Genomic DNA, 14,660 nt, shown 5'->3' with positions numbered 1-14,660 from the left:
CCTTCTTTCGGACGGCTGGCTCGGGTCCTGGGTGTGGGACGACTCCTGAGGAGTCGGCAGCAGCCCTCGCGAACTGCCGCGTTCTCATGGCGCAGGCCGGCGTGGATGGCGCTCATCGCGTCCTGACCGCGCCTGAGCAGCGTGGTAGGCCGCGACCGCGCCCTGCGGGTCGCCCAGACAGGAGACGAGGGCTTCGTTGTCCGTGCTGGCGAATCCGGGCATGGCCTCAGTCTTGAGCACACCAGGAAGCAAGCCCAGCAACGGGATTTGCCGTCATGGCTGAGCGGTGGCCACCGGCACGTTGTAGCCCTCGACGTGGAGCTTCGGCCTTGTCGAGCCCGGTGCGTCGGCGGGCCACGAGGCGGTGAGAAGTCCTGATTCGCCGGGGAGCAGCCACAGGTAGTTGTCGCTGTACTGCGTGGGCAGCACCCTGCGGCCGGTCCTCGCGTCGAGTACCGAGACGCGGACCATCGCGGCGACCGACGTGCCCCGGTTGCGCAGCCTTGCCGTGACAGCGTGCCGGGAGCCCGAGCGGTCCGTCGCGGTCACCTCGACGGACACCCGGGACCGCCCGGCGGTGTTGAGCGCCCGCATGTCCTCGGGCTTGCCGTACCGCCAGTACGTGTTCTCCGACAGCAGTTCACCGTGCGCGTCCGTCAGGCGCAGACGCAGCAGGTGGAAGCCGGGCAGCGCGTCCAGGGTGAACACGGCCGCCGTGCCGGAGGGTGCGAGGTCGACCGACGTGCGGCGTTCGGGTGCGAGTCGGCGGCCGGCGAGGTCGTAGCGGCAGGCGCGCACCGTGGCGCCCCTGACGGCGTGGGGTGTGTGATTGACCGCGATCACCCGGCCGTTCACCGGATCGGCCTGGACGTGGAGGGGCTCAGCGGCCTTGCGGGCCCCGTAGTAGGCGCCGTTGACGTCGAAGTCGTAGTCGTACGTCTGCCACACCGTGCTGTACCAGGCGGGGTGGGACATCCACAGCATCAGCCCGCTCGCGTCGTCCCACAGCCGGGCGTTCCAGGCCTCGAACATGGCGCGGTGGTTCTCGTAGTTGACGAACTGCGCCTTGCGGCAGAAGTCCGCCAGGTCCTCGGCGGCGCCGAGCCTCGTCTCCACGGCGGCGCGGTAGTTCTGCGGTGCCTGGTTCCCCCTGGTGCTCCAGTCGTGGTGGAACCAGGCGCCGCCGATCGGCCACTCGGGCTCGTCGCCGACGAGCCGGCGCATCGTCTCGGCCGTGGGCACGACCGGCATGCCGATCTCGGTGTGGAATCCGAAGCCGCCGCTGCCGTAGGTGGTGGGAGAGAAGTAGCGCTCGGGCTCGACCCAGCCGTAGGGGCCGCCGCCGGAGACGATCCCGGCCGCGGAGTTGTTCTGGTACAGCACGTCCGGTGCCTCGGCGCGCACCGCCGCGCGCATGCCGTCGTCCACGGGACCCGGCGGGTTCCCCTCGTTGGCACCGCACCACACGACGACGCTCGGGTGGATGCGGTAGCGGCGGACGGTGTCGCGCGCCTGGTCGAGGAAGACCTGGTGGTCCGGTGGGTCCATGGCCCAGGCGTTGGGGAAGTCGTTCCAGACCAGCAGCCCGTGCTCGTCGCAGCTCGCGTAGAACTCCTCGCGGTTGCTGCTGCCCACCCAGTTCCGGATCATCGTGAAGTTCATGTCCCGGTGCATCCGCACGGCGGTGTCCATGCGGGTGGCCGGCATCCGGCGCAGCAGCTCGTCCCAGCCCCAGTTGCCGCCCCGGCAGAAGACGCGGACCCCGTTGACGCTGATCTTGAGCGGGACGGGGGAGTTGTCGACGGACTTGACGTCCGTCCAGTCGTCACCGTCGTCGGAGACCTGGATGGTGTACGTCTTCGGGTACGCCTGCTCCCAGGTGATGACGACGCGGTCGAAGGCCACCGGTGAGCCGAGGTCGACCTGGATCCACTGGTCGTCCGCGTAGGCGGAGGACCAACGGGTGCCCGGGTTGCCGTCGGTGGCGTTCGCGGGTTCGTTGGTGCCGTCGACCGAGGACGCGGTCGCCGTTCTGCGCAGGGCCAGGTCGGTGTCCGGCGCGGCGCTGTCCAGCACCGACAGGCTCCACATCGAGGAGCCCCAACTGGTCGCCCGAGTACGGCACATGACCCGCAGGTACCGGGCCGTGCGCGCCCCGAAGTCCACGCTCTGAAGGCTTGCCGCGCCTCCGGTGCGGAACGGCAGCGGCACCGCCGAGTTGTCGACCGAGGCCGAGTCCGTCCAGTTCTCGCCGTCGTCGGAGATCTGGACGGTGTACGTCTTCGCGTAGGCCTGCTCCCAGGTGATGACGACGCGGTCGAAGGCCACCGGTGAGCCGAGGTCGACCTGGATCCACTGGTCGTCCTCGTACGCGCTGGACCAGCGGGTGCCGGCGTCGCCGTCGGTGGCGTTGCCGGGCTGGTCGGCCGGGTCGTCGACGGAGGACGCCGTGGCCTGCTTGCCGCGGGCCAGGTCGGTGTCCGGCGCGAAGCTGTCCTGTACGGACAGGGCCCACATCGAGGAGCCCCAGTTCGTCGCCCGGGTGCGGCACATGACGCGGACGTAGCGTGCCTTGGCGCGGGTGAGCCGCACGGTCTGCGCGTAGGCGTCGCCGCCGGACTGGAAGACGAGCGGCATGTCGTACTCGTAGCCGAACTGGCGTATGCCGAAGCGGGTGGTGCGGCGGTCGCTCTCCCGGCCGGCCACCGACGCCGTGAGGGTGAGGGGGTGCAGATGCGGGTCGCCGTAGCCGTTCGGCCACCACAACTCGGGGTCGCGCAGTCTGAGTTCGGGGTGATCGGCGGGCGCGAAGGTCACGTCGGCCGTACCGCCGCCGGGGACGGTGACGGTCCGGCTCAGCCGTACGCGGTCGAAGGCCGCGGAGACGGTGACGTTCCGGCTCTCGCTGTCCGCGTTCCGTACCGGGACGACGATCGTCAGTTCGGCGGCGGAGGTGTCGGGCAGGTCGGGCAGCCGGGTGTCGACGCGGGGGTCACCGAGGACCGCGGCGCCGGTGGAGCGCAGCCGGACGTGGTTCCAGAGGCCGGCCGCCCGGTCCCGGACCGCCGGCATCCAGTCCCACCCCGAAGAGGCCAGGTAGGTCGGAGAGTTGCGGTTCATCATGTTCGCCCCGGCGTCGACGAACGCCAGCCCCGCAGGCCCCTTGTCGCCCGGGCTGCCGGGGAACGGCATCGGCGTGATCCGCACCGCGAGCGCCTGCTCGCCCCCGTCGGCGAGGAGTCCGGTGACGTCGAAGGCGGCCCGGGCGAAGGGATGGGAGAGGTCGCCGACGGCGCTGCCGTTGAGCCAGACCTCGGCCTTGTGGTTGACCCCGTCGAACTCCAGCCAGACATGGCGTCCGGCACCCGTGGGCAGCTCTTCGGGGAGGCGGAACTCACGGCGGTACCACCAGGAGTGGCGGGACAGGGCCTCCGGGACATGGAGGTTGTTGAAGCCGGCGACCGGGTCGGGCAGGCGGCCTTGGTCGACGAGCGAGGCCAGGACGGTGCCGGGGACCGTGGCGGGCAGCCAGCGACTGGTGTCCACCGGGGCGCGGGACAGTGCCGGGCCGTCGGCACCGGCCCAGTCGTCCAGCGTGAGGTCCCAGCCCGACTCCAGTGGCACCGTGCCGTCGTCGGCGACCTTCAGGGCCGGGGGAGTGCGGTGCTGGGAGCCCCAGTCGGTCCAGCCGGTGGCCGCGGGGCGCGCGGTGCGGCAGGTGCCGTGGACCTGGAAGCCGTTGAGCCCGAGCGGGTTGGCGTTGGAGCGCTTGTGCACGGTGAGCCGGACCCAGCGGGCGGTGACGGCCTCGGGCAGGGCGATCTCCACGACTCCGCCCTTGCCGGAGTCGGTGCGGTGGACGGCCGTCCACGCCTCGTGGTCCCGTGACGTCTCGACCACGAAGCCGACCGCGCAGCTGGAGAGGATCTCCTGCCCGGTCGTGTTGTCCCGGGGGTTGCCGCCGGGTGCGTCGACGTACGGCGGGTCGTCGGCCGTCGCCTCGAAGGTGAGGCGGATGGCCTCGACCTCGCACAGGGCCTGGAGGTCTACGGAGATCCACTGGGGGTCGCCGGCCCCGGCACGCCATCCCGTGCCGCGCACCCCGACGGCGTCGAGCCGGTCGACCGCGAACGCGCCGGGGGTGGGCGCGTAGTCGGTGGAGGACACCGAGACGGGGCGGTGGACCGCGAGGTCGCCGGGCGTCGCAGGCCGGTTCGGTTGTCCGGAATCGGATGCGAAGGCGTCCGCGGGCAGGGCAGTGCCGAGCCCGAAGCCCGCGAGCAGGGTGGAGCCGGTGGACAGGACGGCGCGACGGGAGGGTCTGGACGACTGATCCGACATGAACTGCGGCTCCGATCAGGGACGTTCACGGACGGGGACCGGGCTGAGGCGGCTGGCGGACACCGCTGCCGAGAGGCTTTGACAACGTTGCCGAACCCTGCACCGGCGGTACGGGACTGTCAAGACTTCCAGCCGGACGAAGCCCTAGTTTGAATAAATTAGGAATTAATATTGACAGGGTTTCGGCCGCGCGCCACAGTCTTCGGCGTGACGCGGTCGGACCCTCCCGCAGCGGCCCGCGTCACACGCTCCTTGCTTCCCAGCCATCCGGAGAGGCACGTGACCTCACACCCGCACACCCGCAAGACCGCAGGCCACAGACTCGGCCGCCGGGCCACCACGGCCGCCGTCGCGACCGTCCTCGCCGTCACCGCCGCCCCCGCGGCCACGGCCCGGGCCGCCCAGGACCAGGGCGCACCCACGTACTACGACAGCGGCCTCGCCCCCACGCCCTACATGGGCTGGAACACGTACTACGGACTCGGCGCACCCACCGAGAAGGAAGTGCGTTCCGTGGCCGACAAGCTGGTCGCCGGCGGGCTGCGCGACAGCGGCTACGACATCGTCTGGCTCGACGGCGGCTGGCAGGCCGACAACCCCCGTGACACTCAAGGGCGGTTGGTGGCCAACCCGGACCGTTTCCCGTCCGGCATCCCGGCGCTCGTCTCCTACCTGCACCAGCGCGGCCTGCGGGCCGGCATCTACACCGACGCCGGCACCTACGACGGAGGCAAGAGCTGCGGTCTGGGCAGCCGCGGGTACTACGAGCAGGACGCGCGGCAGTTCGCCAGCTGGAAGATCGACGCGGTCAAGGTCGACTTCCTGTGCGGGATCGGCGCGAAGCTCCATCCGGGCCCGGCGTTCAAGGAGTTCAGCGACGCGGTCGCCAAGTCCGGCCGCAAGATGCTGCTGAACCTGTGCAACCCGCTCACCGACGACTGGGGCCTGCCGCACACGCCCGAGCAGGACGCCCACAACACCTACGTCTACGCCCCCACGATCGCCGACTCCTGGCGCACCGGCACGGACATCGCCTGGGGTTCCCCGAGCCCCGGCCAGTGGCCCAACGTGCTGCGCAACATGGACGCAAACGCCTGGCACCCCGAGGCGCAGGGCCCCGGCCACTACAACGACCCGGACTACCTGATCCCGATGCGCCGCATGACCGACGGGTCGTACGAGCTGACGCAGGAGGAGTCCACCACCCAACTGGTGATGTGGGCCGAGATGGCCTCACCGCTCGTCATCGGCTCCGACCCGCGCACCCTGTCCGACGCGATGATCCAGACACTCCGCAACCCGGAGATCATCGCCGTCGACCAGGACCCCCTCGCCGTCCAGGGCGTTCGGGTGGCCACGGACTCGGTCGGCGACGTGTACAGCAAGGTCCTCCAGGCGCACGGACGGCGCGCGGTCGTGCTGCTCAACCGCTCCGACCAGCCCGCGGAGCGGACGGTGCGGTTCGCCGACACCGGCCTCGGCGGCCCCGTGCAGGTCCGCGACCTGCGGGCGCATGCCGGCCGGGGCACGCACACGGGGTCGTACACCGTCGAGGTCCCCGCGCACGGCACCGCGTTCCTGAAGCTGACCGGCACCGATGCCCTGCCGGGGACGAACCTGGGCGCGCAGGCCACGGCGAGCCCGGCCGTCGTGCGCGGCGGCTCCACGCTGACCACGTTCTACCGGGGGCCGCACGGCTCGCTGGTCGCGAAGGCGGACGGGGAGGCGAAGGACCTCGGCGGTCCCGCACAGGGCAAGATCCTGGGCCAGCCCGCCGCGTACGCCTCCGCGGGCGGCCGGATCGACGTCTTCGTACGCGGCGCCGATTCCCGGGCGTACCGGCGGGTCTTCACCGGCGGACGCTGGGGCCGATGGCAGAACCTGGGCGGGCAGTTGACCGACGCGCCGTCCGTGGCCTTCAGCGACCCCACGCACTGGACGCTGTTCGCGCGAGGTTCCGACGGCACGGTCGTGCAGCGCGGCCCGGCGTTCGGCTGGTCGTCACTCGGCGCACCCGGTGACCGGCCGACGTACGGACGACCGTCCGCCGTCGTCGACAGCCAGGGACGCGTCCATGTCGCCGTACGCACCGCGGCCGACGACGTGTGGACACGGTCGCGGGACACCTCCGGGGAGTGGTCCGCGTGGACGTCGCTCGGCGGGACCGTCAGCGGGAGCCCGACGCTGGTCGCCACAGGGGACACGGTGGTGTTGTACGCGCGGGCCGCCGACTACACGCTCTGGCAGCAGCGGTACGCCGACGGTGCCTGGCAGGGCTGGAGCAAGCGGCAGGAGTTCCCGAGTGCCGCTTTCGACGGTGCGCTCGGTGCGGTCGCCGGCCCGGACGGAGCGGTCGACGCGGTGTTCCGCGGAGTCGACGGCTATGTGCACCGAACCCAATTCAAATAAATTAGGAATCAATCATGGCCAACCACCAGATCGGCCGACGCCGGTTCCTCACCGGACTCGGTGCCGCCGGGTCAGCGGCACTGCTCAGCGGCTGTGTCACCTCCACCTCCTCCGCCAGGAGTTCCTCGAAGGGCGCGGTCACCCTCCAGTCCAACCTCTCCGCCCCGCAGGCCAAGGCCGCGATGGAGGACCTCGTCGCGGCGTACGGCAAGAAGGGGTCCGGGCGGGCGAGCCTCAACACGGTCGCCGCGGAGACCTTCCGCACCCAGCTGCCGACGTATCTGACCTCGGCCAACCCGCCGGACGTGCTCACCTGGTACCCCGGCTCGGTGGCGGACGCCTACGCGAAGAAGAAGCTGCTGCTGGACCTCGACGAGGTGTGGACCTCGTCGCCCGACCTCAAGCGCTACTCCAAGGCGCTGAACTCGCTGTGCACGTCGAGCTCCGGCAAGAAGGTCTTCGTGCCCGCCACCTACTACTGGTGGGGCATGTTCTACCGCAAGTCCAACTTCGCCAAGTGGGGCGTGAGCGAGCCCAAGAGCTGGGACGACTTCCTCGACCTGTGCGACAAGCTCAAGAGCAAGGGCGTCGCCCCGATCGGACTCGGCGCGGGCGGCAACACGGCCTGGGTGGCGTCGGCCTGGTTCGACTACCTCGACATCCGCATCAACGGCGCCGAGTACCACCGTGAACTCCTCGCGGGCAAGCACCGGTTCGACGACCCCGAGGTGCGCAAGGTCTTCGACCGCTGGCAGGAGGTGCTGCCGTACTTCGACCCGAACGGCGCCGCCGTCCCCTTCCAGGACGCCACCACCGCCCTGCTCAACGGCCGCAGCGGCATGATGCTCATCGGCACCTTCTTCGCCGACGCGGCTCCCAAGAGCGCCCTGGACGACATCGACTTCTTCCGCTTCCCCGTCATCGACGCCAAGGTCCCGCTCGCCGAAGAGGCGCCCACCGACGGCTACTTCGCCAGCGCCCGCACCGGCCGCCGAGACCAGGTCTTCGACCTGATGCGCTACCTCGCCACCGCCGAGGCCCAGGAGACGTACATCAAGGGCTCCTCCGGCACCGTCCTGCCCTGCAACCCGGATGCCAAGGACGCCGGCACCGCGCTCGTGAAGAAGGGCCGCAAGCACATCGAGGCGGCGGCCGAGATAACCCAGTTCTTCAACCGGGACTCCAGCGACGCCCTCCAGCCCACCGCGGACACCGCACTGACCAAGTTCCTGGCCAAACCGAAGTCGATCGGCAGCATCCTGACCGACTGGCAGCGCGATGCCGAGAAGATCTGGGCCGCCTGACATGGCCGTCCTGACCGCCCCCGACCGGAAGTCCCCGGCCCGCGTGCCCGTGAGCGGCAGGCGGGCCCGGGGCCCCCGGCGCACCCCACCCCTGGTCCTGGCCTTCGTCCTGGTCCCGCTCCTCGCCGAGGCACTGTGGGTGTTCTGGCCCGCCCTCCAGGGCTTCTACCTCGCCCTCACCAAGTGGGACGGAGTCTCCCCACCGCAGTTCATCGGCCTGGACAACTTCCGCGAGATGGCCCACGACGACGTCTTCCGCAGCGCGGCCGGCCACACGGTGCTGTGGCTGGCGCTCTTCGGCGGACTGTCCGCCGTGCTCGGTCTGGCCGCCGCCCTGCTGCTCCAGCAGGAGCGGCGCGGCGTCGGCTTCTACCGGGGCGCCCTGTTCCTGCCCGTCGTCTTCTCCCTGGTCGCCACCGCCCTCGTCTGGCAGGCGATCTACCAGCCGGACGGCGTCCTCAACCAGCTCCTGCACGCCGTCGGCCTCGACAGCCTCCGCCACGCCTGGCTCGCCGACCAGGACACCGCCCTGTACGCGGTGATCGTGCCCGCGCTGTGGCGCCAGATCGGCTACGTCATGGTCCTGTACCTGGCCGGCCTCAAGGGCATCGACCCCGCCCTGTACGAGGCGGCGAAGGTCGACGGCGCGAGCGCCTGGCAGCGCTTCCGCCACGTCACGCTGCCCCAGCTGCGCAGCGTCAACGCGGTCGTCCTGTCCGTCATCGTCATCGACTCGCTGCGCTCCTTCGACGTCGTGTGGTCGCTGACCCGCGGCGGCCCCTACCACTCGTCCGAGCTGCTGAGCACGTACATGTACTCGACCGCCTTCCAGTCCCTGCGACTCGGCTACGGCTCCGCGCTGGCCGTCGTCATCTTCGTGCTGGCCTTCGGAGTCATCGCCTCCTACCTCGTCCGCGCGTTCCGGGAGGCCGACTGATGTCCGCCCCATCCGCCACGTCCGGCGCGCTGCGCCGCAAGCGGGCCGCGACCGCCGGATTCCACCTGGGCGCCGGCGCCCTGGCCGTCCTCTGGCTGCTGCCCATCGCCCTGGTCCTGGTGACCAGCCTGCGCACCTTCGACGACATCGCCGCACACGGCCTGGGCAGTTGGCCGCACTCCTTCACCCTGGGAAACTTCCGCCAGGCCTGGGTCAACGGCGGCCAGCAGCGCGCGCTGATCAACAGCCTGGTCGTGACCGTGCCGTGCGTCCTGGCCACCCTCGCCCTCGCCGCCATGGCCGCGTTCGCCCTCAGCCGCTACGAACTCCCCTTCCGCCGCGCGCTGTTGCTGCTCATGCTCGGCGGCAACCTGCTCCCACCCCAGATCCTGCTCATCCCGGTGTCCAAACTCAGCGAACTGCTGGGCGTCTACGACACCCTGCCCGCCCTCGTCGGCGTGCAGATCGGCTTCGGCGTCGGCTTCTACGTCTTCGTCCTGCACGGCTTCATGCGCGCGATACCGCCGGAGATCCAGCAGGCGGCGGTCGTCGACGGCGCCGGACCGTGGCAGATCTTCTGGCGGATCATCCTCCCGCTGGCCCGCCCCGCCCTGGCCGCCCTCAGCGCCCTGTCCTTCACCTGGATCTTCAACGACCTGCTCTGGGCGATCACCGTGCTGCGCAGCGACACCAAGATGCCGATCACCGCCGCACTCATCGGTCTCCAGGGCCAGTACGTGTCGATGTGGAACGTGATCGCGGCCGGATCCGTGATCGCCGCCGCGCCCACGGTCGCCGTGTTCCTGCGGTTCCAGCGGCACTTCGTGGCCGGCCTCAACCTGGGAGCGGTGAAGTGACGACCTGCCCGCGCTGGACCCTGCGCACGGAGCACACGAGCTACACCGTGCGCCTGTCCCCGGACGGCCCGTGGGCCGAACTCGACGCCTGGGGCCCGCTCGGCGTCGAGACCGGACCCTCCGCCCTGGACTGGTCGCGGCGCACCCACTTCATCACACCCGCCGACGCCGCCCCCGCCGAATATCTGCCCTTCGGACTGCGACCGTTCACCGGCAGCGACCTGGTGGCCGCCCGGCCGGACGGCGAGCGCGGAGTGTGGTGGGAGTTCGCCGGGGCGGAGGAAGGCGAGGACTCACTGCGCCTCGCCTTCCACGACGCCCGGTCGGGCCTGCGGACCGTGCTGTGCTACGAGACCGTGCCGGACACCGACGTGATCCTGCGCTGGACCGAGTTCACCGCGCACACCGAACTCCACCTGGAGCGGCTCGACTCGGCCGCCGTGAACATCCCCGTCACGGACGTCGCCCGGCTGACCTACCTCACCGGCCAGTGGTCCCAGGAGTTCCAGAGGACGCGACTCGACCTGCCCCGGGGCACGTTCACCATGGGCAGCGTCCAGGCCGTGCCCGGACACGCGTACGCGCCCTGGCTCGCCGTGCAGGACGGCGACGCACCGGCCGCCTACGGCATCGCCCTCGCATGGCCGGGCAACTGGCACATCACAGCCGAGGCCGAACCAGGCGGCGCCGTACGGGTCCGCGCCGGACGGGTCCCGCACGAGGGCTTCGTACGCCTGGCACCCGGCGACACCCTGACCACCCCGAGGCTCGCCTGCGCGTTCAGCCCGGACGGCCTCGACGGGCTCGCCCGGGTCTGGCACCGCTACGAACGCCGGCTCGCCGGCGACCGGCTGCACCGCCCGCGCAAAGTGCTCTACAACTCCTGGGAGGCGACCGGCTTCGACGTCGACGCGGCCGGGCAGCTGGAGCTGGCCAAGGCCGCCACCGACATCGGGGCCGAACTGTTCGTCGTGGACGACGGATGGTTCACCGGCCGCGCCGACGACACCGGCGGACTGGGCGACTGGCACCCGGACCCGGCGGCCTTCCCCCAGGGCTTCGACCGGTTCGTCGACGAGGTACGCGCCCTCGGCCTCGACTTCGGCCTCTGGGTGGAGCCCGAGGCCGTGAGCCCCACCAGCCGGCTGTACGCCGAGCACCCCGAGTGGGTCTACCGCCTCGACGGCCGCCCCGCCCGGCTGATCCGCAACCAGCTCCTGCTCGACCTCGGCCGCGGGGACGTCCAGGATTTCGTCACCGGCACCCTGGACCGGCTCCTGGGCACGTACGACATCAGCTACCTGAAGTGGGACATGAACCGGCCGCCCACCGAGCGAGGCCGCCCCGGTGCCGGCCCCGTCGACCTGGACGCGGAGCACGTCGCCGGTTACCTCCGTGTCCTCGACCACCTGCGCACCGCCCACCCCGACGTCACCGTCGAGGGCTGCGCGGGCGGCGGCGGACGCATCGAGCACGCCACCCTCGCACGGACCGACGTCGTCTGGCCCAGCGACAACACCGCCCCGCTGGACCGGCTGTCCATCCAGTACGGATTCCTGCACGCCCACGCCCCGCACACCATGAGCTCCTGGGTCACCGACGCACCCGGCGTCTTCGACCCGCGCCCGCGCAGCCTCGCCTTCCGCTTCGTCAACGCCATGTGCGGGGTCCTCGGCATCGGCGCCGACCTGCGCGCCTGGAGCCAGGAGCAGCGGGCCGAGGCCGCCGGGTGGATCGCCCGCTACAAGGAGGTGCGCGACATCGTGCACCACGGCGAGGCCCGGCTCCTCGGCACCCCCGAGGACACCACCTGCGGTGTGCAGTACGACCGCGGCGACCGCACGGTCGTGGCCGCGCTGAGCACCGGCCGCCTCGACGGGGCCCCGCTCCTGCCCGGACGCCCCGACCGGCTCCGCCTGCGGGGCCTGGACCCGGCGGCGCACTACCGCGACGAGCGGACCGGCACGACGTACGGAGGAGCCCACCTGCTGCACTACGGACTGCCGTTCTCATGGAGCGCCGAGCACGACGCCGACCTGGTCGTGCTGACACGTCGGTGAGGCGCATATGTTTTCCGAAGGGCCCGTCCCGCACGCGAAGGAGTCGAACCCCACGATGGAGCAGCCAGCACGACGGCACGGCGCCCGGTTCACCGGCCGCACGGCCCTGGTCACCGGAGCGGCCTCCGGCATCGGTGCCGCCACGGCCGCACGCCTCGCCGGGGAGGGAGCCGCCGTCGTGCTCGCCGACATCGCCGAGGAACGCGGCGCGGCCGTGGCCGAGCGGATCACCAAGAACGGCGGCCGCGCCGGCTTCGTGGCCGCCGACGTCGCCGCCGAGGACGACTGGGCCCGGCTCGTCGCCGCCGCGCACACCTACGGACCGGTGGACGTCCTCGTCAGCAACGCCTACACCGTCGACGTCACGCCCGCCCACCGAATGACCCTCCCCTCCTGGCAGCGGCAGCTCGACGTCAACCTCACCGGCACCTTCCTCGGCTTCCGGGCGGTCCTGCCCGACCTGCGCGAACGCCGCGGATCAGTGGTGCTCACCTCGTCCGTGCACGCCCGCAGGGGCATCCCCGGCCACCCGGCCTACGCCGCCGCGAAGGGCGCCCTGCTCTCCCTGTGCGGCCAGCTCGCGGTGGAATACGGGCCCGAGGTGCGCGTCAACGCCGTCGTGCCGGGCCCGATCCTGACCGCGGCCTGGGACAGGGTGTCGGAGGAGGACCGGGAGCGCAGCGTCGCCGAGACGGCGGCCCGCCGCTTCGGCACCCCCGAGGAGGTGGCCGCGGCCATCGCGTTCCTCGCCGCCGAAGAGGCCTCCTACATCACCGGAACCAGCCTCGTCGTGGACGGCGGCTGGAGCGTCGTCAAGGCCTCCGCATGACCGCGCCGACCGCGCACCGGCCGAAGCAGAAAGGCTGTACGACATGACGCCCTACGCCCGCCGCGGCGTACACGGCCAGACCGTGGAAGCCCTCGCCCGCCGCATCCTCGGCGGCGACATCCCCGAGGGGGCCACGCTCGACCTGGTGGCGTTGCAGAGCGAGCTGGACGTGAGCCTCACCGCCCTGCGCGAGTCCCTGAAGGTGCTCGCCGCGAAGGGCATGGTCGACGCCCGCCAGAAGCGCGGCACCTTCGTGCGCTCCCGCGCCGACTGGAACCTGCTCGACGCCGACGTGCTGCGCTGGCAGTTCGAGGGCGGCAGCACCACCGAGGCCGACCGGGCGCTGCTGCACAACCTCGCCGAGGTCCGCGCCATCATCGAACCGGCCGCCGTCCGCCTCGCCGCCGAGCGGCGCACCGACGCCGACCTCGCCGCCCTGGACGGCGCCCTGGACGCGATGGGGGAGGAGGACGCGGGCGCCGCACACGCCGTCGACGCCGACCTCGCCTTCCACCGCGCCCTGCTCGCCGCCACCCACAACGAACTCCTCGAACGCATGGAGATGGTCATCGAATCGGGCCTCGCCCACCGTGACCGCATCGTGCACAGCTCCCCGCACAGCGAGGATCCCGTCCCGGCCCACCGCGCTGTCCTGGACGCCGTCCGCGCCCGCGACCCCCGCGCCGCCGAGGCCGCGATGCGGGCCCTGCTCGACCAGGCCGGACGCGACCTGGACCGCATCGGCGGCCCCGACGACACGGAAGGCTCCCGCGCCCAGTGAAGATAACCCGCATCGAAACCTTCCTCGTCCCCCCGCGCTGGCTGTTCTGCCGCGTCGAGACCGATGACGGCGTCGTCGGCTGGGGCGAACCCGTCGTCGAGGGCCGCGCCGAAGTCGTCCGGGCCGCGGTCGACGTCCTCGCCGAACACCTCCTCGGACAGGACCCGCTGCGTATCCAGGACCACTGGCAGGTGCTCACCAAGGGCGGCTTCTACCGCGGCGGCCCCGTCCTGTCCAGCGCCGTCGCCGGCCTCGACCAGGCCCTGTGGGACATCGCCGGCAAGTCCTACGGCGCCCCCGTGCACGCCCTGCTGGGCGGCCCCGTACGCGACCGGGTCCGCGTCTACGCCTGGGTCGGCGGCGACGAACCCGCCGAACTCACCGAGCAGATCGCCGCCCAGGTGGAGGCCGGCTTCACCGCGGTCAAGATGAACGCGGCCGGAGCCACCTCGCCCATCGCCACGGCCGCCGAGACCGCGGCCGTCGTCGCCCGCGTGGCCGCCGCACGCGAGGCCCTCGGGCCGGACCGCGACGTCGCCGTCGACTTCCACGGCCGCTTCACCGCCGCCACCTCCCGCCGGGTGCTGACCGAACTGGCCGAGCTGCACCCGCTGTTCGTGGAGGAACCGGTCGTCCCGGAGCAGAGCCATCTGCTGCCCGGCCTCGTCACCTCCACCTCTGTCCCCCTCGCGACCGGCGAACGCCTCTACGGCCGTGCCGAGTTCCTCCCCGTCCTCGCCGCCGGAGTCGCGGTGGCCCAGCCCGACCTCTCCCACGCGGGCGGCATCTCCGAGGTCCACCGCATCGCCTCCCTTGCCGAGACCTACGGCGCCCAGCTCGCCCCGCACTGCCCGCTCGGCCCGATCGCCCTGGCGGCCAGCCTCCAGGTCGCCTTCGCCACCCCCAACTTCCTGATCCAGGAACAGAGCCGGGGCATCCACTACAACAAGGACGCCGACCTCCTCTCCTACCTGGTCGACCCCGAGCCGTTCCGCTTCGTGGCCGGACACGCGCCCCGCGGCGACGCCCCCGGCCTGGGCATCACGGTCGACGAGGCCGCCGTACGCGCCGCCGACCGCACCGGTCACACCTGGCGCAACCCGGTGTGGCGGCACGCCGACGGCTCCTTCGCGGAGTGGTGA

9 protein-coding genes are annotated in these 14,660 nt (G+C 71.7%); 8 read left to right on the top strand and 1 reads right to left on the bottom strand.

The window, feature by feature from the left end:
* Positions 1-273: 273 nt before the first annotated feature.
* Positions 274-4,341, bottom strand: a complete 4,068-nt coding sequence (locus tag ACWGJM_RS05440) for a discoidin domain-containing protein (protein ID WP_453410347.1) — start codon at positions 4,339-4,341, stop codon at positions 274-276.
* Between the two features lie 279 nt (positions 4,342-4,620).
* On the opposite strand from ACWGJM_RS05440, the gene ACWGJM_RS05435 reads away from it, so the two are divergent.
* The 8 genes from ACWGJM_RS05435 to dgoD are packed head-to-tail and all read left to right on the top strand — an operon-like array spanning position 4,621 to position 14,660.
* Complete coding sequence (locus ACWGJM_RS05435) at positions 4,621-6,750, top strand: glycoside hydrolase family 27 protein (RefSeq protein ID WP_453410346.1); 2,130 nt, start codon at positions 4,621-4,623, stop codon at positions 6,748-6,750.
* A 14-nt stretch (positions 6,751-6,764) separates the two neighbouring features.
* The gene (locus tag ACWGJM_RS05430; protein WP_453410345.1) at positions 6,765-8,054 is read left to right on the top strand and encodes an ABC transporter substrate-binding protein; all 1,290 of its coding nucleotides are present in this window, start codon (positions 6,765-6,767) and stop codon (positions 8,052-8,054) included.
* Between the two features lies 1 nt (position 8,055).
* The gene (locus tag ACWGJM_RS05425) at positions 8,056-8,991 is read left to right on the top strand and encodes a carbohydrate ABC transporter permease (protein WP_453410344.1); all 936 of its coding nucleotides are present in this window, start codon (positions 8,056-8,058) and stop codon (positions 8,989-8,991) included.
* Positions 8,991-9,848 (top strand): carbohydrate ABC transporter permease, encoded by an 858-nt coding sequence (locus tag ACWGJM_RS05420; RefSeq protein ID WP_453410343.1) that lies wholly within the window; start codon positions 8,991-8,993, stop codon positions 9,846-9,848. The genes ACWGJM_RS05425 and ACWGJM_RS05420 overlap by 1 nt, the downstream gene beginning before the upstream one ends.
* A complete protein-coding gene (locus ACWGJM_RS05415) occupies positions 9,845-11,908 on the top strand; it encodes an alpha-galactosidase (RefSeq protein WP_453410342.1) in 2,064 nt (687 codons plus the stop codon). Before ACWGJM_RS05420 ends, ACWGJM_RS05415 begins: the two co-directional genes overlap by 4 nt.
* A 55-nt stretch (positions 11,909-11,963) precedes the next feature.
* Entirely contained in the window at positions 11,964-12,737 is a 774-nt protein-coding gene (locus ACWGJM_RS05410; RefSeq protein WP_453410341.1) for an SDR family NAD(P)-dependent oxidoreductase, read from the top strand.
* Between the two features lie 43 nt (positions 12,738-12,780).
* Positions 12,781-13,518, top strand: a complete 738-nt coding sequence (locus ACWGJM_RS05405; RefSeq protein WP_453410340.1) for a FadR/GntR family transcriptional regulator — start codon at positions 12,781-12,783, stop codon at positions 13,516-13,518.
* The gene (dgoD, locus tag ACWGJM_RS05400) at positions 13,515-14,660 is read left to right on the top strand and encodes a galactonate dehydratase (RefSeq protein WP_453410339.1); all 1,146 of its coding nucleotides are present in this window, start codon (positions 13,515-13,517) and stop codon (positions 14,658-14,660) included. Before ACWGJM_RS05405 ends, dgoD begins: the two co-directional genes overlap by 4 nt.

The sequence above is a fragment of the Streptomyces sp. NPDC054834 genome (assembly GCF_053611185.1).
This window is presented reverse-complemented; position numbering and strand designations above follow the sequence as displayed.

What these genes read in the sequence shown, in the direction of transcription:
- ACWGJM_RS05440 (WP_453410347.1), bottom strand. Translation starts at nt 4,341, where the DNA reads ATGTCGGATCAGTCGTCCAGACCCTCCCGTCGCGCCGTCCTGTCCACC.
- ACWGJM_RS05430 (WP_453410345.1), top strand. Translation starts at nt 6,765, where the DNA reads ATGGCCAACCACCAGATCGGCCGACGCCGGTTCCTCACCGGACTCGGT.
- ACWGJM_RS05425 (WP_453410344.1), top strand. Translation starts at nt 8,056, where the DNA reads ATGGCCGTCCTGACCGCCCCCGACCGGAAGTCCCCGGCCCGCGTGCCC.
- ACWGJM_RS05420 (WP_453410343.1), top strand. Translation starts at nt 8,991, where the DNA reads ATGTCCGCCCCATCCGCCACGTCCGGCGCGCTGCGCCGCAAGCGGGCC.
- ACWGJM_RS05410 (WP_453410341.1), top strand. Translation starts at nt 11,964, where the DNA reads ATGGAGCAGCCAGCACGACGGCACGGCGCCCGGTTCACCGGCCGCACG.
- ACWGJM_RS05405 (WP_453410340.1), top strand. Translation starts at nt 12,781, where the DNA reads ATGACGCCCTACGCCCGCCGCGGCGTACACGGCCAGACCGTGGAAGCC.